General features: G+C 46.7%; 23 protein-coding genes. 6 read left to right on the forward strand and 17 right to left on the reverse strand.

Annotated features, from left to right (window positions below):
• Window positions 1–322: 322 nt before the first annotated feature.
• The 3 genes from lptC to BMZ54_RS03285 form a co-directional block, all read right to left on the reverse strand.
• A complete protein-coding gene (lptC, locus tag BMZ54_RS03275) occupies window positions 323–847 on the reverse strand; it encodes an LPS export ABC transporter periplasmic protein LptC (RefSeq protein WP_162277458.1) in 525 nt (174 codons plus the stop codon).
• A 54-nt stretch (window positions 848–901) separates the two neighbouring features.
• Window positions 902–2,197, reverse strand: coding sequence for a BamG family beta-barrel-assembly machinery protein (locus BMZ54_RS03280; protein WP_089906709.1), 1,296 nt, complete (start codon window positions 2,195–2,197; stop codon window positions 902–904).
• A gap of 167 nt (window positions 2,198–2,364) precedes the next feature.
• On the reverse strand, window positions 2,365–3,000 hold the full coding sequence (locus BMZ54_RS03285; protein ID WP_089906710.1) for an LON peptidase substrate-binding domain-containing protein: 636 nt from the start codon (window positions 2,998–3,000) through the stop codon (window positions 2,365–2,367).
• A 125-nt stretch (window positions 3,001–3,125) separates the two neighbouring features.
• Between BMZ54_RS03285 and BMZ54_RS03290 the strand changes: the two genes are divergently transcribed.
• Both BMZ54_RS03290 and BMZ54_RS03295 read left to right on the forward strand, forming a co-directional pair.
• Window positions 3,126–4,082: a glycosyltransferase family 2 protein gene (locus tag BMZ54_RS03290; protein ID WP_089906711.1), complete on the forward strand. Its 957-nt coding sequence runs from the start codon at window positions 3,126–3,128 to the stop codon at window positions 4,080–4,082.
• Between the two features lie 44 nt (window positions 4,083–4,126).
• Window positions 4,127–5,176: a glycosyltransferase family 4 protein gene (locus BMZ54_RS03295; protein ID WP_089906712.1), complete on the forward strand. Its 1,050-nt coding sequence runs from the start codon at window positions 4,127–4,129 to the stop codon at window positions 5,174–5,176.
• A 1-nt stretch (window position 5,177) separates the two neighbouring features.
• Here the strand turns inward: BMZ54_RS03295 and BMZ54_RS03300 are convergent, their stop codons facing one another.
• The gene (locus BMZ54_RS03300; protein ID WP_089906713.1) at window positions 5,178–6,053 is read right to left on the reverse strand and encodes a glycosyltransferase family protein; all 876 of its coding nucleotides are present in this window, start codon (window positions 6,051–6,053) and stop codon (window positions 5,178–5,180) included.
• A gap of 57 nt (window positions 6,054–6,110) precedes the next feature.
• Between BMZ54_RS03300 and meaB the strand changes: the two genes are divergently transcribed.
• Window positions 6,111–7,010 carry a methylmalonyl Co-A mutase-associated GTPase MeaB gene (gene meaB / locus BMZ54_RS03305; protein WP_089908289.1) on the forward strand — a complete coding sequence of 300 codons (900 nt, stop codon included), beginning with the start codon at window positions 6,111–6,113 and terminating at the stop codon, window positions 7,008–7,010.
• Between the two features lie 108 nt (window positions 7,011–7,118).
• Here meaB and BMZ54_RS03310 read toward each other — a convergent pair whose 3' ends face one another.
• On the reverse strand, window positions 7,119–8,996 hold the full coding sequence (locus BMZ54_RS03310) for a chloride channel protein (RefSeq protein ID WP_089906714.1): 1,878 nt from the start codon (window positions 8,994–8,996) through the stop codon (window positions 7,119–7,121).
• A gap of 405 nt (window positions 8,997–9,401) precedes the next feature.
• Between BMZ54_RS03310 and BMZ54_RS03315 the strand changes: the two genes are divergently transcribed.
• The 3 genes from BMZ54_RS03315 to BMZ54_RS03325 all read left to right on the forward strand — a co-directional run bounded on the left by BMZ54_RS03315 (window position 9,402) and on the right by BMZ54_RS03325 (window position 11,014).
• A complete protein-coding gene (locus BMZ54_RS03315) occupies window positions 9,402–9,983 on the forward strand; it encodes a protoglobin domain-containing protein (protein WP_262487570.1) in 582 nt (193 codons plus the stop codon).
• A 73-nt stretch (window positions 9,984–10,056) separates the two neighbouring features.
• Complete coding sequence (locus BMZ54_RS03320) at window positions 10,057–10,317, forward strand: DUF2024 family protein (protein ID WP_089906716.1); 261 nt, start codon at window positions 10,057–10,059, stop codon at window positions 10,315–10,317.
• A gap of 73 nt (window positions 10,318–10,390) precedes the next feature.
• Window positions 10,391–11,014 carry a MarR family winged helix-turn-helix transcriptional regulator gene (locus BMZ54_RS03325; protein ID WP_089906717.1) on the forward strand — a complete coding sequence of 208 codons (624 nt, stop codon included), beginning with the start codon at window positions 10,391–10,393 and terminating at the stop codon, window positions 11,012–11,014.
• 372 nt (window positions 11,015–11,386) lie between these two features.
• Here BMZ54_RS03325 and BMZ54_RS03330 read toward each other — a convergent pair whose 3' ends face one another.
• From BMZ54_RS03330 to BMZ54_RS03385, 12 genes are all read right to left on the reverse strand, one after another.
• Window positions 11,387–11,596 carry a hypothetical protein gene (locus tag BMZ54_RS03330; RefSeq protein ID WP_089906718.1) on the reverse strand — a complete coding sequence of 70 codons (210 nt, stop codon included), beginning with the start codon at window positions 11,594–11,596 and terminating at the stop codon, window positions 11,387–11,389.
• Window positions 11,597–11,633: 37 nt separating this feature from the next.
• On the reverse strand, window positions 11,634–12,206 hold the full coding sequence (locus BMZ54_RS03335) for a DUF420 domain-containing protein (RefSeq protein WP_089906719.1): 573 nt from the start codon (window positions 12,204–12,206) through the stop codon (window positions 11,634–11,636).
• 73 nt (window positions 12,207–12,279) lie between these two features.
• The gene (locus tag BMZ54_RS03340) at window positions 12,280–12,951 is read right to left on the reverse strand and encodes an SCO family protein (RefSeq protein WP_162277460.1); all 672 of its coding nucleotides are present in this window, start codon (window positions 12,949–12,951) and stop codon (window positions 12,280–12,282) included.
• A gap of 89 nt (window positions 12,952–13,040) precedes the next feature.
• Window positions 13,041–13,445 (reverse strand): cytochrome C oxidase subunit IV family protein, encoded by a 405-nt coding sequence (locus BMZ54_RS03345; RefSeq protein WP_089906721.1) that lies wholly within the window; start codon window positions 13,443–13,445, stop codon window positions 13,041–13,043.
• 61 nt (window positions 13,446–13,506) lie between these two features.
• Window positions 13,507–14,181 (reverse strand): cytochrome c oxidase subunit 3, encoded by a 675-nt coding sequence (locus tag BMZ54_RS03350; protein ID WP_089906722.1) that lies wholly within the window; start codon window positions 14,179–14,181, stop codon window positions 13,507–13,509.
• Window positions 14,182–14,252: 71 nt separating this feature from the next.
• Window positions 14,253–14,807, reverse strand: a complete 555-nt coding sequence (locus BMZ54_RS03355; RefSeq protein WP_238386482.1) for a cytochrome c oxidase subunit 3 — start codon at window positions 14,805–14,807, stop codon at window positions 14,253–14,255.
• Window positions 14,808–14,830: 23 nt separating this feature from the next.
• Complete coding sequence (gene cyoE, locus BMZ54_RS03360) at window positions 14,831–15,706, reverse strand: heme o synthase (RefSeq protein WP_238386483.1); 876 nt, start codon at window positions 15,704–15,706, stop codon at window positions 14,831–14,833.
• 85 nt (window positions 15,707–15,791) lie between these two features.
• Window positions 15,792–17,615 (reverse strand): cytochrome c oxidase subunit I, encoded by a 1,824-nt coding sequence (locus BMZ54_RS03365; RefSeq protein ID WP_089906725.1) that lies wholly within the window; start codon window positions 17,613–17,615, stop codon window positions 15,792–15,794.
• Between the two features lie 66 nt (window positions 17,616–17,681).
• The gene (locus tag BMZ54_RS03370) at window positions 17,682–18,656 is read right to left on the reverse strand and encodes a cytochrome c oxidase subunit II (RefSeq protein ID WP_238386519.1); all 975 of its coding nucleotides are present in this window, start codon (window positions 18,654–18,656) and stop codon (window positions 17,682–17,684) included.
• Between the two features lie 141 nt (window positions 18,657–18,797).
• Window positions 18,798–20,006, reverse strand: a complete 1,209-nt coding sequence (locus BMZ54_RS03375; protein WP_089906727.1) for a quinol:cytochrome C oxidoreductase — start codon at window positions 20,004–20,006, stop codon at window positions 18,798–18,800.
• 56 nt (window positions 20,007–20,062) lie between these two features.
• Window positions 20,063–20,701 carry a c-type cytochrome gene (locus BMZ54_RS03380; RefSeq protein ID WP_089906728.1) on the reverse strand — a complete coding sequence of 213 codons (639 nt, stop codon included), beginning with the start codon at window positions 20,699–20,701 and terminating at the stop codon, window positions 20,063–20,065.
• Between the two features lie 38 nt (window positions 20,702–20,739).
• Window positions 20,740–21,333 carry a DUF3341 domain-containing protein gene (locus tag BMZ54_RS03385; RefSeq protein ID WP_089906729.1) on the reverse strand — a complete coding sequence of 198 codons (594 nt, stop codon included), beginning with the start codon at window positions 21,331–21,333 and terminating at the stop codon, window positions 20,740–20,742.
• Between the last annotated feature and the right edge of the window lie 52 nt (window positions 21,334–21,385).

The raw sequence follows: 21,385 nt of genomic DNA on the forward strand, positions 1-21,385 counted from the left end.
CCGTATGAATACCCGGCCCGTTTTTGTGGGTATACCTGCATATTGCTACATGCAATTTTTTTTATGATTGCAGAATTAATTGCATATGTGAAATGCAGTGGTGGGAAGCGCTTTATAATAAAAGATTTATGAGCGTGTTATATAAGCAGCCTTCCAGGAGAACGGTGTGTTTGGTAAAAGGGCCTATTCCGGCAGGTCAATTACAGTCCAGCTTGGCACAGTTCTTGACTTACAGGAACAAATTTTAGGTTAAAAAATAGGTTAAAGCGAAAGGGGCCTTTCCGGTATCGGGAGGGCTTTTTTCGTTTAAGGGAATGCCACACTAATTCAGCGTGCTATCCTGTACCGTTACCTGCCCGCGGGGGTTTATAATATTATAGTCGGAAAAATCCTGGTTAGATTCCAGGCCGGTGCCGTAAATAGTATCTGTTGGGGTGCTGATACGTACGGCTTTTTTAGAGAGGAACTTTCCTTTTTTGGAATCCCAGTTCAGTTCATGACAGTCCAGGCGTTTGCCTTCTTTATTGATCACCACTACACTATCCCTCAGGAAAACATTATCGTCATTTTCATAGTACTTGCCATATTTAGCCGTTACAGTACTTTCCACCTGCAGGCTATCATTATAGGACAATACTTTTAAACCATTATTAAACTCCACATAAGCAGGACGCTCCATGTATCTTTTCATAGTGGGAGCGGTGAGCTTGGCCCGTACCCGGCCTCCCTGGCTGTAAAGGGATTCAATTTTAATCCCTTCCTCCACTGCGGCCGCACTCTGATCCAGCCGCATAATGGACTGCATGTCATTTTCACAGGCTACTAAGGAAAGAAGGAATATGGCCATGAGCGCCATTTTCCGGACATTGATCATATTGGAACCGCTTTTCAACGCCGCAAATTAATCATATTTCCGCTTAATAAACCAGCGGTCGTTTAAAGTAAAGCCTAATACCATACGGTACCAGGTTTCTTTCAGCACGGTTTCTTTACTGCCACGGTGGCCTATTTCAAAAGCAATATTAATTACAGAGAACTGGTTGGAGTAGGCCTGCCTGCGCACCGGCAAACCGGCGCCAACGGAAAAACCATACACCGTCATATCCTGCCCGTTCAGCTTAAGATAGTCGGTACCGTAGTAACCGCCCACCCGGTAGGTTACTTTATTCCAGTAACCGTTTATGGCCCGGGCATTGGGAATAAACTGCCCACCCAGGCTCATTTTCCAGGAGTTGCGTACAGAGTCTTTTACACCATAATTGCGGAACTGGTCCCACTTCTCCGTACTAAAATCCGCACCTACGCTCCAGCTATCTTCTTTATGCAGCATAATACCACCGGCCAGCTGTTGCGGATATATGATCTTACCCCGTTCGCCCTTTTCGTAAAAGGCGGTATCCTGGGTGGTATATTCATTGGAGCTGGGATCAAAGATGAGGGTTTCCCGCATCTGCTCCCGCCGGCCGGAAAGTGTTTGTTTAAGGCTGCCTGAGGCACCCACGGTCAGGTCCAGGTCGTTACCCAGTTTAAACTTGTATTGCAGCCCCACATTATAGAACAGGTGGCCATAACTTACACGCTGGGTATGTTTAGATGGGAATATATACTGGTTGGCCGGGTAAATGGCTTTGGTGCTGTTCTCAATATTCCCAAACAGGTAGCCCACATTGGCACCTATGCTAAAGTTACCAATGCCAACGCCGGTACCGGCATAAAGCTGGTACAAACCGCCATTACCTTCATATTGGTAAGCTACCGGCAGCTTCAGCGTATCAAAAAAAGTGATTTCACTATTCTGCAGTATGTTATAGGATACTTTGGTTACAGGCCGCAATCCCATCACCAGGCCCCACTTGCGGCGAATGGGAATACCCAGCTGCAGGTAAGAGAGGTTGCCAATACCGGAACGGAACTTCCGGTCTGCATCGGAAATTGTGCGGGCGCCACCTTCCACCGCTATATCCAATGTGGTTAATACCAGGCTGGAATAGCTGGCCGGGTTGGCAAAGTTAACGGATTGGGGATCGCTGTAAGCTTGTGCTACGCCACCCATACCGCGGTTAATAATATTCTGATTTATATTCTGATCACCTAAACCGTAGCGGGAATAAGGGGAATTATCCTGTGCAGCAGCCTTATTAGCTAACAGAAACAGAAAAGCCAGTAAGCAAAGAATGCCAGCTTTAGTTCTATGCATTGAGTTGATCGATTATTGGTTTACTGGTTTTAGCGAGCGCACTAATAGTTAACATAGCAATACCCACAGAAAATAGTCTGCAAATATCTACTTTTTAGGGAGGGATGCAAAAAAAACAAAATCGCCGACTGTTAAAACGTCGTTAAAAAGTGACTATTCAGCTATTTTTATAGCCCTTCTGCCGATAAATTCCTGAAATGGCCGTTCAGCTTTACCCGTTCTTTCAGCTTTTCCATTTCAGCCATCAGGGGTATTACTTTCAGCAGGTGGCGCTTTAAATATTCCAGGCGCTGCATTTCCAGGAACAGGTGCAGCAGCTCATATTCCTCCTCCAGGGAAAGGCCGGCATGGTGCGCCAGGTCATAGGCAGTCAGCTCCTCATCTGCCTTGCTGAAGGTTTTGCTTACCTGCAAAATATGGTGCAGCTCCCGGATGGCGTGCAACACCTGCTGGCGCAGGCGTGCGTGGGTTTTATTATTGTTTTCAGGGTAGTTTACAATAGCGCCGTCGTATAATTTATCGGGAATGGTTTTAATGATTTCCAGTACACGGAATACGCTCAGGCCCTGGGTTACAATATCCATTTCACCGTTTTCATATTCTTTTTCTACGCGCAGCACCTGTACCAGCGTACCGTATTCTACGATCTTTTTATTCAGCACGGTAGGTATGCCAAAAGGTTTTTGATCCTTTACACACTCCTGTACCAGCTGCTTATACCGCGGTTCAAATACATGCAGGTTCAGCTGCTCCTGTGGGTAAACCACTATACCTAAAGGAAATATGGGAATGAAATTCGTCATAAGTAACTGCTAAGTTAAAAAATAATAGCCTACCCTTGCTATACGGTAAGCAGCGTATAGTTGGTTTTAAGGATTTTTAGTTATATTGATCACTTCAACCAAGATCCGGATTTAAAGTAAACGTTATGACGCAGGACCCTACAACTGAACAGGACACTGTTTTTGAGGTAGCTATTATTTTACTTAATTATAATTCTACGGATTATACGATTGGCTGTATACAATCTGTACAGCAGCATGCTGCACCGGGTTTACGCTGGCAAATGGTTATTGTGGACAATGATTCTGAAGCGGCGCAGTACCGGCAGCTGGCTGGTTTTGTAGCCGGTATCCCCAATATCACCCTGGTAAAAAGTATGCTTAACCTGGGCTTTTCCGGTGGCAATATGTTAGGCGTTCAGCATGCCCGTGCCCGGTACCTGTACTTCCTGAATAATGATACTGTTTTTGAAAATGATTGTTTATCCATCCTGTATAATTTTATGCAGGCGCAGCCGGATGCCGCCATGTGCAGCGGGCAAATGCTGAATGCGGAACGGCAGCCCATACGCACCTTTGGCTATTTTCCCACGCTTTCATTAAAGCTCCTGGGTTCAGGCCTGCTGCGCCTGTTACAGCCTCAGCACTTTCCGCGGCGCAACGGCGTATATATGCAACCGTTACAGGTGCCATTTGTTAGCGGAGCATCTATGTTCATCCGTTATGAAATGTTTGCAGCCATTGGCGGCATGGATACCAACTACTTTTTTTATTGTGAAGAAGAAGACCTGGCTTACACTTTCCGGAAAAAGGGCTGGCACTGCTACCTGGTACCGGAGGCCCGTTTTGTGCATTTTGTGAGTATGAGCACCCAGGTAAAGGCGGTGTTTTTACAGGAGTATTATTACTCCCTCATGTATTTTTTTTCCAAACATTTTTCCGCCCCCGCTTATCATGTATTGAAGTGGTGGTATTTCTTTAAACTATTGAGAAAGTGCTACAAAGGCGGTTTTTATGCACGTATTGCATGGATGATAGCGTTAAATGCGCCCCCTTATTATTCGTTAAGATTTAAACAAAAAATACGCCTTGGTGGAACTTAAACGTTGAAAATTATATCTTCATTATTCAATAGCACAATACAATTATGCCTCTAATAGGGCTGGACCTGGAAAAATTAAAATATCCGCATAATGGGCTGTTTACAGTTTGCTGGCAGTTAGGCCAACGCCTGCCCGCCCTTTTGGAGCAGGATGAAGAGCTATTGTACTATCTGCCGGCCGGCTTTAAAGGGTTTACGAATAACGCATGCTATAAGGCATTATACTACAAGTGGTACCACCGCTATTTTTTTCACCCGCCCAAAACCGCCGTATGGCATGCGCTGCACCAGGATACCAATGTTTATCCCCGCAAACGTACGGGCAAGCTGGTGCTCACGATCCACGATCTTAATTTTTTACTGGACGAAAGAAAAGACGACCGCACTAAAACCCTGCTGCTGCGCCGTTTGCAGGAACAGGTAGATGAGGCGGACCGTATTGTTACTATTTCCCGGTTCACGTTTAATACCGTACAGGAACATTTACGCGTAGCAAAAGAAAAATGCTGCATTATATACAACGGGGCCGATATCAAGGAATACCCCTCCTTTGACCAGCCCTGCTACCGGCCGGCAGCGCCCTTCCTGTTCTCGGTAGGTATGCTGATGCCCAAGAAGAATTTTCATGTGCTGCCTGCGCTGCTGCAGCATAACCAGTACGAGCTGCTGATTGCCGGCGCGCCGCATGGCGATTATATTAAAAAGATACAGGAAGAAGCCGCTTTATTTGGCGTAAGCAACCGCGTAAAGCTCTTAGGCCCCATTAGCAACCAGGATAAATACTGGTACCTGAAAAACTGTTATGCATACGTGTTCCCTTCCATTACAGAAGGTTTTGGAATACCGCCTATTGAGGCCATGCAGTTTGGTAAGCCTGTCTTTTTGTCAGACAAAACCAGCCTGCCGGAAGTGGGGGGTAACCATGCTTATTACTTCCGTGATTTTGATCCACACCATATGCAGCAGGTGTTTGAAGAAGGCATGCACCAATATGCCACCCAACACCCGCAACAGGCCATCATAGCCCATGCGCACCAGTTTAACTGGGACCGTATGACCCGGGAATACCTGCATGTATACCGCAGCCTGTACTAAGCTATTTCAGTATTTTATAGTTCCGGTAATCAAACAGGCGTTTGCCGGTTTTCTGCTCAATCCAATACAACAGGGAATCTTTAAAAGAAAAACTTTTACGGCTGATGTCGCGCTCAAACTGCCAGTTGCGCGCAGCTATACGGCTTTGCATTACCTGCGGGTGCGCGCCTTTGAACAGGGCCAGCGAATCCACCATGCCGTAGTCAAATTCACCGGTTAACAAACGTTCCTGCAAGGCCTGCTCATTATTACCGTAATATAAGTGGTGAGAGTTATTTTGTTTTTGCGCCTGTAATGCGGGGTCTTTTACCCAACCGTAGTGATAGATCTCTGCCTGCACCGGTTTTACCAGCAGCTTCTGTCCCTCCCTGCGAAAGCCCTGTGCATCATTATAGGAGCGGATCTGTTTATTATTACGGATCACGCGGATCTCGTTTTTGTACCAGGTGCGGGAATCGCCTACATAATCATAGCTGCCATAAAAATGCACGTAGTTGAACAACAATCCTTCTACCCGTTTATCATCCCGGTATTGCTGCATGGCAGCGCGTATGTTGTCATAACCTTTTTCATGCACTACTTCATCAGCCTGTATGTAAAAGGCCCAGTCGGCATCAGCGCCCACGGCATCAAAAGCTTTGTTGGTTTCTACGGCCAGCACACGCCCGCCTTCTTTCAGGGAATCGTCCCAAATGGTTTGTATAATGCGGATCTTCGGAGAGCCGATGGATTGAATAAGCTCCAGCGTATTATCATCAGAATTACCTACACTTACCACTACCTCATCACATAAGGGCAAAATAGACTGTATGGAAGCCACCACCGGGTAATCATATTTTATGGCGTTACGTACAAAGGTAAATCCCGTTACTTTCATGTAATGATGATTAATGTGCCGGAGCGAAGGTATAAAGGAAATCTTTATTTTGCACCTATGTTGCACCATCCAGCAGAGATACCTGACCTGAAAACACTGGCCCGCCGCATTTCATTGGTAGAAAATGAAGCGCCGGGCTATATACAGCTGCTGGAACAATTGCCCACAGACAGCCCCACGCGGGTAATAGGTATTACCGGCCCGCCCGGCGCCGGCAAAAGCACGCTGGTGAATACGCTCATCCAAACGCTGGTGGATCAGCAAAAGCGGGTGGCTATTATTGCGGTGGACCCATCTTCCCCCTTTAACTTTGGCGCCCTGCTGGGCGACCGCATCCGTATGAGCCAGCACTTTAACAATGAACAGGTGTTCATACGCTCTATGGCCAACCGGGGTGCATTAGGCGGCCTGAGCCCCAAGATCATTGAAGTAAGTGATGTAATAAAAGCCGCAGGATTCGATTACCTGTTTATAGAAACCGTTGGCGTAGGCCAGAGTGAAGTGGATATTGCGGGCATTGCCACCACCACGGTAGTAGTGGTAGTACCGGAAGCCGGTGATGAGATACAAACGATGAAAGCGGGGCTGATGGAAATTGCCGACATATTTGTAGTGAACAAGGCAGACCGTGATAATGCAGATGCGTTTGTAAAAAACCTGCGCCTGTTATCTGCAGAAAGACATCATAATAGCGGCTGGCAAATACCTGTGCTTAAAACCATTGCCACCCGCGATGAAGGGATTCATGAATTGATACAAGCCATTGACCGGCACCAGCAACAAATGGATCATAAAGAGCGGCATGCCTTGCTGCTGGCGGAAAAGGCCTGGCAGCTGATACAACACCGGCGTATGCAGGATGTAAATAAAAAGGCGCTGCAGCAACAAATATTACAGGAGCTGGAAGGGGGTACGTTTAACCTGTATAAGCTGGTGATGAAAAATGTAAAATATTAAACCGGCGAAGGAGGTTCATAGAGACCATTTAAAAGACTTTATGAACGAGATAAATGTAAAAGGGAAATGCAGCCCATCAGTCGCCGCATTTCCCTTTTACATTTCCTGTTATCTTAACACGCCATTTTTGATCAGCACTTTCATTACCTGCCGTTTAATGGAGATATTACGGCTGCTGGTTTCATCGGCATCTTTCGCAAGGTGGTAAGCATTAAACACAGTACGGTAGCTGATCAACCCTGTCAGTAATTTATCAGGCCCACTGACCACCGGTAAAATATCCTGCTGGTGGCGGGCCATCAGGTCTACAGCAAAACGCAGGGAACTATCTTCCTGCACCGTTACCATATTGGTATGCGTAACATAAGTAACAGAGGCATCTTCCGGCGTATCGGGCAGCAGCACATCTTCCATTTTAATGATCCCTATCAGCTGCTGATGCGCATCTACCACAGGGTATGCCAGCTCATAACCACCCAGCTTATTTTCGTATAACCAGTTCCGTAGCTCGCCAATGGTATTCTCCTGGCTTATCATTACCAGCTTGTTCACCATGGCTTCTTTTACGGGAATACCTTCCAATGGGTCCGGTTTGTAGGTATGCGGTGTCAGAATGCCGCGGCGGGCAATTTTCTCTGTCATAATTGTATTGCGCATCAGGAAGAAGGAAACGAAATAAGAAGCTACGCAGGCGCCGATCAATGGCAGCAGGGTATCCCCGTCGCGGGTAGTTTCCAGCGCAAAAATAATAGAGGTAAGCAAGGCGCGGGTAGAACCGGCAAACATAGCCGCCATACCTATTAAGGCTGCTACAGATATGTTGATAGCTACGCTGGGAAATACCATTTGCAGCATCAATGCAATGAATACGCCGCAGGCGCCGCCAATGGTAAGCAAGGGCGCCAGGGTACCGCCGGAGGTACCGCTGCCTAAAGAAAAAGACCAGGATATAAACTTCAGCACGCCCAGCACAAACAACATGTGCAGGGTTACCTGGCCAGTCAGCAAATTATCAATATTCACATATCCCACCCCTAAAGTGGCCGGCGCAAAATAACCTACTACCCCTACCACCAGGCCGCCAATGGTAGGCCACCACATCCAGTGAATGGGCAGCTTTTCAAAACCATCTTCTATAGCATACACTGCTTTGGTAACCAATGCAGCCAGTAAGCCAATAACCACTCCAATGGCGGAATAGGCCAGCAGCGCAGTATTGGTGGGTGCTGTAACATCCGGCATGGTAAATACCGGCGCACCGCCCCAGTATAAATGATGAAAGGCTGCACCGGTAATACAACCCAATACAACCGGGATAATACTGCGGGGCGAGAATTCGAACAGCAATAGCTCAATAGCCAGGATCATGGCTGCCAGCGGGCTCCCGAATATACAGCTCATACCGGCTGCAGCGCCTGCGGCCAGCAATATTTTGCGCTCGTTGGCCGTGATCTTTAATACCTGGCCAATAAAAGAGCCCCAGGCGCCCCCGGTAGCAATAATAGGCCCTTCTGAACCAAAGGGACCACCGGTACCAATGGAAATGGCTGCGGAAAGAGGTTTCAGGAAAGTGATAATGGGTTTAATACGGCTTTTATTCACCAGCACCTGCTCCATCGCTTCCGGTATGCCATGCCCGCGGATGGCGGCAGAACCATAACGCGCCATTAAGCCTACGATCACGGAGCCGATCACCGGTACAGCTATTACCCAATAGCCCAGCTGGTTATGCAGGGGCGTGCCTTCCCCTACAGAAAGGCGGCCATAGAACGCCAGGTTGGTGATAAAGTTAATGAGCAGTAACAGCACCTTGGCAATTAAGCTGATAATAGCTGCATTCAGCACGGTTAAGACAGATAAATACAAAACCCTTGTAGTGTTGATCCCCGCAGGAGGTTGTGCCACATGGGCATCTGCCAGCGCAGGGTCCATAGAAGGAGATACCGGAATACCACTCCGGTTAAGGGTAAAAAAAATGTTCTTCATGGTCAATGATCTCGTAATATAATTTGTATCAGAAAAAGCGCGGGTATATCTGTAAGTGAGCTCAAAACTATATACTGATGACCATAACCGCAAATAAAATGGGCTCACCGGTAGTATTATATATAATATTATAGTGCAGACAGACCTCATTATCATCCGGCATTTGTCGTGTTATGTGCGACGTAATGAGTTAATGAATTGTTAAGCGAAATGCTTAGCTAAATTGGACAACTACTGCAGTATTCATTATTATAAACTGTATATAAATTGATTTTACATACAATAAAAGCTAAATACAATGAAATTAACCGGGTGAACGAAATGTTAAAGATTTTGTTAGTTAGGAGCCCTTATTATATTTGTAAGGTACAAAAATGGGTTGCGACCCCACCTAAAAATACATCTATGATAAATGGCAAGCGTTATGAAAGTACGTCGGCCGGTATTACCTCATCCACTTTGAGTTTACGGGAGCTAGTTTTAATAAAACGCATGTTACTGTTTACCCGTGAAGATGAACGGTATTTACAAATGGCCGGTGAAATACTTTCCGATCAATCAGAAACAATATTAGACATTTGGTACGATCACATGGTTGCCAACGATTACCTGGCCCATTATTTTACCCGGGATGGTAAGCCGGATGCCGAATACCTGCGTACCCTGCGTCCCCGTTTTGGCAGCTGGATACGGCAATTATGCCAGCGGCCTGCTGATAATCCCTGGTCCCAGCTTGAACAGGCCATTGCTCAACGCTACCAGGATCAGGCGGTGCCTACCCCGCAAATGCCCGACCTTCCGGCTGTTTTCCTGCGCTACCTGGTCACCTTCATTTACCCGGTAACCAATGCTATCCGCCCTTTCCTGAGTAAAAACGGCCACCAGCCCGAGGAAATTGAAAAAATGCACCAGGCCTGGTTTAAAGCTGTAAGCCTGAGCGTAATCCTGTGGACGTATCCTGATCCTGTTGCACAACAGCCCTGCTAACACTGCTCTCCTTATTTACCCGTATCAACTTATTGGAATCCTCTGAAAACTATTTGAACCATAACCATACACTATGGAAGTTGCTGTTTTTGACACCTACGTAAAGAAGAAGAACGGAGGATACATGCACTTTGATATTATTGTTGCTGCCAATACACAATATGATCACGTGCTTACTTTTGGCAAAGCTTACCTGCAAACCAAACAACGCGCCTCGCCACACATCTCTACCCGGGACTGCCGTTTCTGCCACCTGGAAGAGGTAATACCGGTATGGGAAAAAACAATTGCCCGGCAAGGTTATTACATTCATGAAATTGAAGGCTGCCAGTAATATATTGATTGTATTTTCCACGATCCAAAATTTCTGTATATTAGCCGGTTACAAAAAGTAAGCAGGAAGCAGGATGGGGAAAACTTCAATTTTCAGCCCCGAACAACAAGCCGGAAATTTATCCAGTAAGGTGGTAGCCGCTTTAGAACGACTCTCAGCCACCTTTCGTGTATTGCTATGGAATGAGGCCAAGCAGCACGGACTAAGCCCTATACAGGTACAGCTCCTCATATTTTTACTTTACTATCCTGAAGAAAAAAGGACGGTAACACACCTGGCGCATTATTTCAACATGACCAAGGCTACCATCAGCGATGCTGTAAAATCGCTGGAAAGCAAGCAACTGCTTACCCGCAAAATTACGGAAGGCGACTCCCGCAGCCATAGCCTGCACCTGACCAAAGAAGGCAAGGCCATGGCCAGGAAGGTGGAGCGGTTTGCCATTCCCATGCTGGATGTTGTAAGCCAGTTACCGGAAGATAAGCAGGCAACCCTGCTGGAAAACCTGCTGCAGCTCATTTACCAGCTGAACCAGGCTGACGTGATCACCCCTCAGACCATGTGCCAGAACTGCCGGTTCTATTCCCAAAAGAACGGTGGCCATTATTGCAACCTGGTAAAATCTCCACTAAAAGCCGGCGATCTGCGGGTGGATTGTCCCGAATTCCAATTTCCTCCTGCGGAGGAATTGGAATAATTAATAATTAAGAATGAAGAATTAATAATCGTGTGGAGGGAGTGCAAGTATAACAGGTGCAGCGCACTGATTACTTTCCTTGCCGGAAAAAGTTGTTTGTTTCATCCATAATCATATAACCGGTATATGTTGTGAAAGCTGTGCTAAGCAAGTAAATAGTTAATTAATAATAGTAACGGTGGGGGATATATGCAGCTGTAGTTAATAATTAATGAGGGTGCGGGAAACTAGCTGTAGGTGAACTACAAGAGCAACTATTAGTAAACGGGGGAGGATATGATGCCACTTTAGCTAAACAAAAGCACGGTATTTCCCGCAGTACTGAATAACGATTATTAATGCTTAATTATTCATTATTAATTAAAACGGTTACTATTCATTCGTACGATTGCTGCGCCACCAGCGGTAACCCAGGATACCGATAATGAGTAAAGGCGTTAAGGCCAGGTAAAGAATACCATTGTTCAACCCTTTGGCAGGGCCTTCTCCCAGCTGCTGCGCGGTTTTGGTACAAAGGGAACACTGCGCCATTGCCTGCACGCTGCACAGTAATATCATTAAAAATAATCCAAGCTGCTTCATGTGTGTCCTTTAAAGTGCGGTTACAAAGTTACACCCATTAATAATACGGGGAGATCATTATATACACCACTACACCGGTTACGGATACATAAAACCAAATAGGCCAGGTTACACGGGCTATTTTCTTATGTTTTACAAAATCAGATTGCAGGCCCCGCAATAAGGTGAACAGCACCAGCGGAACAATTACCACCGCCAGCACAATATGGGTAAGCAGAATAAAGTAATAAAAATAACGGCTGCCACCTACTGCAGCCTTTTCCACGGCATCCACCACACCATTATGGTCAGTATCACCAAACTTAGTGCTTTCTGTAAAAAAGTGGTATGTAACGTATGATACTAGGAAGATGGTGCTGAGTACCACCGCGGTTAAATTAGCGGCTTTATGCGCCTTAATATGCCCATTCTTGATGAAATACAGGCTGGCTAACAGCAGCACCGCAGTAATGGAATTTAAAATGGCATGGAATAAGGGCAGCAGCTGCACATTAAACCCTGCTTCCATATGCGGGCGAGGCAGATAAAAAAGAATGGCCACCAACACCGGTATTACGATGGATATGATGGTTATAGGAAGGTTAAGGTTCTTGTTCTTAAGACTACTCATCTCGATTTACGATTTTAGATTTACGATCTTAGATCTTTTAAGACCTAAAACCGTAACCCGTATACCTGAAATATCACTTCACCGATTCAGTACCTGCAAACAACCGCTTCCAGAAGGGCGGCCGGTTCCGGTCTTTCTCTAAATGTAGTACGGCAATATCATTGGCGCATTGGCGGATGGCGTTACTATCCAGCCCATTGTAATAACCGCGAATATGGCCGTTCTTATCTATCAGCACCAGCTTTTCCGTATGAATAAAATCATCCGGGCCACCACTGCCTTCTGTTACCGATACAAAAAAATCATGGCGGGCCAGGTCGTAGATCTCTTTTTTGGGCCCTGTCAGCAGCCACCAGTTATCCGGGTTAATGCCGTTCTTATTCGCATACCAGCGCAGGCGCTCAGATGAATCGCGTTCCGGGTCTACAGAAAAAGAGAGGAGCTGCAGCAGCGTATCATTCTTCACATACGCATCCTGTATTTTCTTCAGGTTTTTGGTAAGGGTGGGGCAAATGCTGGTACAGGAAGTAAAAAAGAAATCTACCAGCACCACTTTACCGGGCAGGTTCTTCAGGCCTACCTGCTGCCCTAACTGATTGGTAAGGGTAAAATTGCGGATAGTATGAAACACTGTATCGTAGCTGGTTTTACCATCCTTCACTACGGTATCCACCCTTTCCGGAATGTAAAAACGTGGTACAGGTACCACGTTTCTACCGTAATGATCTACTATCAGGTACCCCACAAGCGGTAATAAAACCGCCAACATTAATCCTATAACTGCCCTGCGTGAAATAGCATGTCGTTTTATAAATTAAAAACGCGTTGTGTCTTTTAGTGATGTCCTTCCTCAGTATGCACAGCAGGTAATTCCTGACGAGGTGCACCGGGAGAAAGGTCCTTACGCATGTTCTTCCAGGAATCACCATCTGCCAGGAAGGCAATAATGAACCATACGAACAGCATTAAAGGTATCAGGATGGTCAGGATCAGGTTCTTGATCTCATGACGCAAGTGCATAAATTCAGCTACAATGAAAAAGGCCTTTACAATGGTCAAGCCCACAAAGATAGCATTCAGCACCAGGCGGCTTGGGAAGCCGGTTTCCAGGTGTAAGAAAGCCAGCGCTACTTCCACTACTGTCACACACAATAAGATCCAGAACGTTTTCCAGATGGTTTTGGTGGAGCCTTCATGCTCCTGGTGTTCATGCCCTTCTACCGTATGTGTATGTTCCATTATCAATAATTTTTTTAAGATTCTACATTTAAAATAACGACTTCAATTCCCTTTGCTGCTATTACAGCAGGTAAAAACAGGTGAACACAAATACCCAAACCAGGTCTACAAAGTGCCAGTACAAACCTACTTTTTCAATCATTTCATAGTGCCCGCGCTGCTCGTAGGTACCTTTCAGTACGTTGGCCAGGATCACAATGTTCAGCACCACACCGGAAGTTACGTGCAGGCCGTGGAAGCCGGTAATGGTAAAGAAGAAGTTAGTAAAGTTGGTAGAAGCTACCGTACCATTCACATTAGAGAAAGGATTGCGGCCCCACCAGGCGCCTTCATGGAAAAGGTGTGTCCATTCCCAGGCCTGGCAAGACAGGAAGGCAATACCACCAATGATGGTCCAGATGAGCCATTTGGCCACATCTTTCTGGTTCCTGTGGTGACCGGCATGTACAGCTAATACCATGGTCACAGAACTCATAATGAGGATAAAGGTCATTAAGCTCACAAATACCAATGGCATGTGCGCATGCCCCATCAGCGGGAATGAGCGGAAAACCTCGTTAGGATCAGGCCAGGAGGTGCTCATGAAGCGGATAGTACCGTATGAGATCAGTAATGCGCCAAAAGTAAAAGCATCTGACATCAGGAAGTACCACATCATCAACTTTCCATAGCTCACATTAAAGGGAGAATATCCTCCGCCCCACCATTTTTTCTTCGCTGTAACTGCTGTATCCATTTTTAATTTAATTCGTTGTTATTTATTTCGGCGTTTTATGTCTTTATTCAATTGTTTGAATGAACCCTCGTTTACCTGGCTATGCTTAAAAATACCAGGAGGTAGATCCACAACACATCTACAAAATGCCAGTAGAGCGATGCGACCTCAATAGGTACGGCGCTGTAAACGCGCACCCTTGTTCTGTAAGCCCGGGCAAACATGATCAGCAGGGCTACCACACCTCCCAGTACGTGCAGCATATGCATGCCTACGATCACGTAAATAAAGGAGGCCGATACCGGCCCGCTCAGCGGTAAGCCGCGCTGGCTTAACTGGGAAAAACCCAGGCACTGACATGCCGCAAATACCACACCCAAAGCGGCTGTAAGGGTTATGAGCTGCTTGTAGCGCTGCATATTCCTTTGCTTGAACTGCTTTACGGCTAGCTGGATGGTTCCACTGCTGATGAGTATCACCGCGGTAGAGATCCAGAAGATGTGGGGTAAATCAAAGACCTGCCAGTTCGCCTGTGCCCGTTTTACAACATAGGCACTGGTAAAACCTATGAACATCATAGTTATGCTGCCCATAGCAATCCACAGGGAATATTTATGCGGATGTATTTTCTTTCTTTGTACACTCATTGCCTGCATCACGCTCTTTTCATTTATACTTTATCAGCCAGCAATGCCAGCTGTACTATTACCAGGTAAATATAAGAACCAAACATCAGCTTACGGGCAGCAGGCACATCGCATTTCCGGTACAGCGTAACTGCGCGGTACAGGTAAAAAATGCCAGCCAGTATGCAAATGATGGCAGATATGCTACCGCTGATCTTTAACAGGTAAGGCGCTAAGCCGGCCGGTATCAGTAACAGCGCATAGGTAGCAGATTGCAATGCCGTCATTTTATTGGGCCCGCCTGCAGCCGGCAGCAGCTTAAAACCAGCTTTGGTATAGTCCTGGTGCGCTATCCAGGCAATTGCCCAGAAGTGCGGGAACTGCCACAGGAACTGGATGGCGAATAAAGACCAGCCACCTTCGCTCAGCTGGTTAGCACCGGCTGCCCACCCGATCAACGGGGGCAAAGCACCGGGAATAGCGCCTACCAGCACTGCCAGTGAATTCCATTTTTTCCAGGGCGTATATACAAAACCGTATAATACCAGGGAGATTAAGCTTAGTATAGCACTCAGCCAGTTAAAGCTATAGGCCATAATGCCAATGCCCGCCAAACCTGTAACCACTGCCACCACGGAGGCTTCTGTTTCAGAAAGCCGGCCGGCTGGTAAAGGGCGGTTAGCGGTACGCGCCATCAGCTTATCCGTATTCTTTTCCCACACCTGGTTAATGGTGTTGGCAGAACCGGATACTAAAAGGCCACCTGCAAATAATAAAAGAACTTTTACCAGGTTAAACTCCACTCCCGGCACCAGCAGGTAACCTACCACACAGGAAAATACCACCATGAACGTGAGGTTGAACTTCATGAGCTGGAAGTAATCCTTCGCCTTGCTGGCTACTGCATACGATAACGACAATTTTATGGAGTTTTCTTGCAACACTTATTCTGGCTTTTAGCAATTAGCTATTAGCTGTTAGCAGCTAACAGCCAACAGCTGTTTATTAATGCGCTGTTTCGTCAGGGCCCAACGGCACGGTTTGCGGAATAAAGTCTTTTCCGTCCTTGCTGTAGTCATACGCCCAACGGTGTACTTCCGGAATTTCACCAGGCCAGTTGCCATGCCCCGGATGTATGGGGGTGGTCCATTCCAGTGTAGTTGCATCCCAGGGGTTGGTAGTGGTTAGCTTACGGCCCTTGAAAATGCTGTAGAAGAAGTTGAACACAAACAGCAGCTGCGTAGCAAATACAATGAATACCACGATACTGATAAACTTATTCAGCTCTGCAAACTGTTTGAAAGATTCCCAGTTGGAGTAATCATAATACCTTCTGGGCATACCGGCCATACCTTCATAGTGCATAGGCCAGAAGATGCAGTAAGCGCCTACCAGCGTGATCCAGAAGTGAATATAACCCAGCGTGCCATTCAGGTAGCGGCCATACAGCTTCGGGAACCAGTGGTAAATACCGGCAAACATACCAAAGAAGGCAGATACACCCATTACTATATGGAAGTGCGCGATCACGAAGTAAGTATCGTGCAGGTGAATATCAATAGAAGAGTTACCCAGCCAGATACCGGTTAAACCGCCGGAGATAAAGGTGCTTACAAAACCGATGGAGAACAGCGCTCCCGGGGTGAACCGTATGCTGCCTTTCCAGATGGTGGTGAGCCAGTTAAATACCTTGATGGCCGATGGTACCGCGATAAGTAAGGTTAAGAGTACGAAGAATGCGCCCAGGAAGGGATTCAAACCTGTTACGAACATGTGGTGCGCCCATACCAGGAAGGCCAGAATCGCAATTGCAAACAGGGAGCCGATCATTGCCAGGTAACCAAAGATAGGTTTACGGGAATTGATGGCCAGTACTTCAGACACCATACCCATTGCAGGCAGGATGATGATGTACACTTCCGGGTGACCCAGGAACCAGAACAAGTGCTGGTACAGGATGGCACTACCGCCTTCGTTAGACAGTGCTTTACCGGCTACAAACAGCTCGCTCAGGTAAAAGCTGGTGCCTGCATGACGGTCAAACAACAGCAGGATGAAACCTGACAGTAATACCGGGAAGGATAATACACCCAGTACAGCGGTGAAGAAGAATGCCCAGATGGTCAGCGGCAGCTTCGTCATGCTCATACCTTTGGTACGCATATTCAGAATAGTAGAAATATAGTTCAAACCACCCAGCAGCTGCGACACTACGAACAGCGCCATGCTGGTTAGCCAAAGATCCATACCTATTTTAGAACCGATAGAAGCATCGCCCAGGGCGCTCAGCGGAGGGTAAGATGTCCAGCCGCCGGAAGCAGGTCCTGTTTGTACGAACAGGGAACAGGTCATTACTACGCTGGCCATAAAGAAGAACCAATAGCTCAGCATGTTCATGAAGGGTGAAGCCATATCGCGCGCACCTACCTGCAGGGGTATCAGCAGGTTGGAGAAAGTACCGGACAAACCTGCCGTCAATACAAAGAATACCAGGATGGTACCGTGCATGGTTACCAGGGCGTAGTACGCCTCCGGTGTAATACGGCCGCCTTTAGCCCAATGGCCCAGGATAGATTCCAGGAAAGGGAAAGTGGAGTCAGGGAAAGCCAGCTGTAAGCGGAACAATACTGAAAAACCAGCGCCTACGATCGCCCAGATGATACCGGTGATCAGGAATTGCTTGGCAATCATTTTATGATCCATGCTGAAAACATACTTCGATATGAAGCTGTCTTCATGATGATGTTCATCATGCCCGTTGCCATGGTCATGCGCCGCTGCGCCGTGCGTTACCTCATGATGACTGTGCAGGGTTGCTTCGTTACTCATAATCGGATCTATTTGGAAGTATCTTACTGTTATGTCTTAAATAATGCTGTTCACAAATTTAGTGAATTATAATGCCGCTACTGCTTTCTGGGTGCTGTCTTTAGCCTCTTTAGGAGCAACAGGCTGTGCGGGAGCACCGGAACCTTCTGCTTCATGTGCCAGCGCATACTGCGATTTCTGTTTAGCTACCCAGGCATCGAACTCCTGTTGTGTTTCTACTACTATGTTGGCTTTCATAGAGTAGTGGCCTGCGCCGCACATCTGGTCGCAGGAAATTTCGTATACAAAATCCGGGTTACCGGTTTTGTCTTTCATCTGCGTGGTAGTGAACTTAGGTGTAAACCACAGGGTGGTAGGAATACCGGGCACCGCATCCATTTTCAGGCGGAAGTGAGATAAACCTACGTCATGCACCACATCGCGTGAACCAATGATCAGTTTTACAGGTTTACCTACTACCAGGTGCATTTCAGTGGCCATGAAATCATCTTTATTCAGGTTATCATCCCAATCCTGGCCAACCGGGTTGGTAGCATCATTAATGTTCTTGAAGAATTTGCTGCCCAGCTGCCCGTCTTTACCGGGGTAGCGGATCAGCCAGTTAAACTGCTTGCCGGTAATTTCTACCACCATAGCATCTTTAGGCGCTTCGGAGGTAATGGCAAACCAGTGGCGCAAACCAATGGCCACCAGAATGGTGAGCGCAATGGCAGGGATCACGGTCCAGATCACTTCCAGCTTGTTATTGTGCGGGAAATAAAAGGCAGCCTGGCCTTCTTTTTCCTGGTATTTGAATGCGAACCAGAACAGCAGTATCTGCGTGATCACAAATACCACCCCGGTAATTACCAGGGTCCACATGATCATGTTATCAATGGAATCGCCCTGTTCGGATGCCGCTTCGCCCAATATCTTACCTTTCAACAGCTCATTGCAGTAATATACGCCAATGAGTCCCAGCACCAGGAAAGCGATCAGCAAAAAGCCGTTAATGCGGTTATTCTGCTGGCGGGCCTTCTTTTCTCCCTTCAAAATGGACACATATTCGCTCGCCTTCGCAATCTGGAAGATGACTATGAATATGAGCACAACAACTAAGACTGCTAAAAAACCTGACATTGCTATTTGAAATAATTAAGTTATCTAATGCTTTTCGTTGTTACTATCGTTCACGTCCTTTGATCAGGTGTGGTGTACAATACTTTCCTTCAGATAAGGATGATTCCTGGGCGCCAGCGGGGCTTTTGCCAGCTGGTTAGCAACTATAAATATAAGCAGGCCCACAAAACCCAGGCCCAGCCCAAACTCATACCAGGGGAAGTTAAGCTCCTGAACAGAACCCGGCATAACCATCTGGAAGAAATCCAGCCAGTGACCAAAGATGATCAGGATGGCGATATAAGTTACTGCAGTGTAGTTACGCTTGGTATCGCGTTTCATTAACAGCAGCAGCGGTAAAATAAAGTTGATGATCAGGTTCAGGAAAAACACCGGACGCCATGCACCCCAAACACGCGGTTTAAAGTATTCGGTTTCTTCCGGCATGTTGGCATACCAGATCAGCATATATTGTGAGAACCACAGGTAGGTCCAGAAAATGCTGAATGCAAACATGAATTTACCCAGGTCATGCAGATGCTCTTCATTTACATAAGAAAGGTAACCATTCCTTTTCAGGTATATTACGAACAGTGCAATCAGTGACAGACCGGATACCCAGGTGCTGGCAAATGTATACCAGCTATACATGGTAGAGAACCAGTGTGCATCAATGCTCATTAACCACAGCCAGGGGGTAGTAGAACCTACGCTCAGCGCATAAACCACAATAAAACCACCACACCAAACGGAATTCCTCCACAGGATACGGCGGCCGGTTTCAGGGCTCAGATCCCAGGTATCTTCTTCCAGTGACATGTTACGCAGCTTCATGGTAAAAAAGATCCACAAGCCGATCGTAATAACAGTAGCGGTGGTAAAAAATCCTTTGCTAAGGAAGGCTGACTTGCCGCTTAATATACGGTCATGCTTTACATGTTCCGCATTTACCCAGTGATATATATGATCCTTTTCTCCGAAAACCAATATCATTAATACAATGAACAAGATACCGCCCAGTACCGGCACTGCCATTGAAATAGCTTCCGGTACACGGCGAAAACCTATTTGCCAGCCGCCATGCGCCAGGGTAGTAGCGCCAATAAAGAAAGCACTTGCCAGTGCCACCAGCAGAAAGAAGGTGCTATTCTGTAAAATGCCTGCCCAAAAACGGGTAGCGCCATGCTCGCCTCCAAGGGCCACTAATCCGATCAATAAAGTGAGTACGCCAATGCCCATTAACACGAAGCTGGTCGTTTTTAATTTTGCCGGTACTACAAATTGGTCCTTCATTTGAAATTTTTTATTCGAGTCACTATATCTTTTACTTCCTTAGGGTAGTTCTTATCCTATTTTTTTGCAGCAGCACTATCAGCGGCAGGTGCAGCAGCGCCTGCGGCCGGGGCAGCAGTAGCAGTATCTGCAGCCGGTTTGGAACCACCGGGTTGCATGGTCTTAATATATGCGGCTATTTTCCAGCGCTGCTCACGATCCAGCTGGCTGGCATAGCTACCCATGGCATTATAACCATAGGTCATTACGTGAAACAGGCGGCCTTCTGAGTAAGTGCTTTTAGGACCGCTTACCAGGTTAGCAGGTGCTGCCGGGTAAGGACCATCGCCACCTTTATACAGGGGGCCATTGCCATCCAGGGCAGTACCGTGGCAAATACCGCAATAGATATTAAATAAACGTTTTCCTTCCTCCACATCCGCTTTGCCAATTACCAGCGGGTTCTTTACCAGGTTAGCCTGGGCCGTATCTTCTGCTTTCAGGTGATAGGGCAGCAGCTCGCCTCTTTTCACAGTACCATCTACCGGTTTCATGCTGGCTACACGCTCGCTATAGAACTCATACGCACGGGATTCATACATATCTGGCATATAGATCCTGCCGGGCTTTCTGTGATGTTCTCCTGTATTACAGGCCGCCAGCAAAGCTCCGCCTGCCAAAGCAGCTACTACTAATATGTTGGAAGTCCTTTTCATTTATATAAAATTCTTCGTCTTTTCTGTTATGTCGTTAATTATACATTCAAAGGTGCCGGCTGCTCAGCGTACAAACGGTCTTCACGGTCAAAACGGCCATACCACCAGCCTGGTTCAGCAATTTGCTCATTGATCTCAGCTGCGCCTACGCTGGCCAGGAAATCTTTAATTTCTCCTGCATTGCTTTTGTTGGTTACTTCAATAACCATTACAAACTTATCATCGGTTTGTCTTGGATGGAAGATATGTTTCTTTACAAAAGGCATCAGCTGACACAGGTAGCAAAAAGTCATCACCATACCTACCGCAGAGAATAACACCGTTAACTCAAAGGTAATGGGTATAAAAGCCGGTAATGGGAAGTGCGGCTTACCGCCTATGTTCAACGGCCAATCGGAGGTGAACACCCAGCTCATAAAAGATAATGCTGTAGTGGTACCGGTAATACCGTATACAAAACCGGCCGTGTGCAGGCTGGTTTCACGCAGGCCCATGGCATGGTCCAGACCATGCACCGGGAACGGTGTGTAAACATCATGGATCTTGTACCCTGCGGCACGTACTTTCTTTACTGCCGGAAACAACACCGCCTCATCTCCAAAACAACCTACAACAAATTTTTTTGCAGCCATATTTAAAAAATTCAGAGTCTTAAATATCTAACGTTTTACTTACCTGCCGGCA

The sequence above is a fragment of the Chitinophaga rupis genome (genome assembly GCF_900109685.1).
Taxonomy (GTDB): Bacteria; Bacteroidota; Bacteroidia; order Chitinophagales; family Chitinophagaceae; genus Chitinophaga; species Chitinophaga rupis.

Coding starts and splice junctions, on each gene's coding strand:
- lptC (WP_162277458.1), bottom strand. CDS start 847: ATGGCCATATTCCTTCTTTCCTTAGTAGCCTGTGAAAATGACATGCAG.
- BMZ54_RS03280 (WP_089906709.1), bottom strand. CDS start 2,197: ATGCATAGAACTAAAGCTGGCATTCTTTGCTTACTGGCTTTTCTGTTT.
- BMZ54_RS03285 (WP_089906710.1), bottom strand. CDS start 3,000: ATGACGAATTTCATTCCCATATTTCCTTTAGGTATAGTGGTTTACCCA.
- BMZ54_RS03290 (WP_089906711.1), top strand. CDS start 3,126: ATGACGCAGGACCCTACAACTGAACAGGACACTGTTTTTGAGGTAGCT.
- BMZ54_RS03295 (WP_089906712.1), top strand. CDS start 4,127: ATGCCTCTAATAGGGCTGGACCTGGAAAAATTAAAATATCCGCATAAT.
- BMZ54_RS03300 (WP_089906713.1), bottom strand. CDS start 6,053: ATGAAAGTAACGGGATTTACCTTTGTACGTAACGCCATAAAATATGAT.
- meaB (WP_089908289.1), top strand. CDS start 6,111: ATGTTGCACCATCCAGCAGAGATACCTGACCTGAAAACACTGGCCCGC.
- BMZ54_RS03310 (WP_089906714.1), bottom strand. CDS start 8,996: ATGAAGAACATTTTTTTTACCCTTAACCGGAGTGGTATTCCGGTATCT.
- BMZ54_RS03315 (WP_262487570.1), top strand. CDS start 9,402: ATGATAAATGGCAAGCGTTATGAAAGTACGTCGGCCGGTATTACCTCA.
- BMZ54_RS03320 (WP_089906716.1), top strand. CDS start 10,057: ATGGAAGTTGCTGTTTTTGACACCTACGTAAAGAAGAAGAACGGAGGA.
- BMZ54_RS03325 (WP_089906717.1), top strand. CDS start 10,391: ATGGGGAAAACTTCAATTTTCAGCCCCGAACAACAAGCCGGAAATTTA.
- BMZ54_RS03330 (WP_089906718.1), bottom strand. CDS start 11,596: ATGAAGCAGCTTGGATTATTTTTAATGATATTACTGTGCAGCGTGCAG.
- BMZ54_RS03335 (WP_089906719.1), bottom strand. CDS start 12,206: ATGAGTAGTCTTAAGAACAAGAACCTTAACCTTCCTATAACCATCATA.
- BMZ54_RS03345 (WP_089906721.1), bottom strand. CDS start 13,445: ATGGAACATACACATACGGTAGAAGGGCATGAACACCAGGAGCATGAA.
- BMZ54_RS03350 (WP_089906722.1), bottom strand. CDS start 14,181: ATGGATACAGCAGTTACAGCGAAGAAAAAATGGTGGGGCGGAGGATAT.
- BMZ54_RS03355 (WP_238386482.1), bottom strand. CDS start 14,807: ATGAGTGTACAAAGAAAGAAAATACATCCGCATAAATATTCCCTGTGG.
- BMZ54_RS03365 (WP_089906725.1), bottom strand. CDS start 17,615: ATGAGTAACGAAGCAACCCTGCACAGTCATCATGAGGTAACGCACGGC.
- BMZ54_RS03375 (WP_089906727.1), bottom strand. CDS start 20,006: ATGAAGGACCAATTTGTAGTACCGGCAAAATTAAAAACGACCAGCTTC.
- BMZ54_RS03380 (WP_089906728.1), bottom strand. CDS start 20,701: ATGAAAAGGACTTCCAACATATTAGTAGTAGCTGCTTTGGCAGGCGGA.
- BMZ54_RS03385 (WP_089906729.1), bottom strand. CDS start 21,333: ATGGCTGCAAAAAAATTTGTTGTAGGTTGTTTTGGAGATGAGGCGGTG.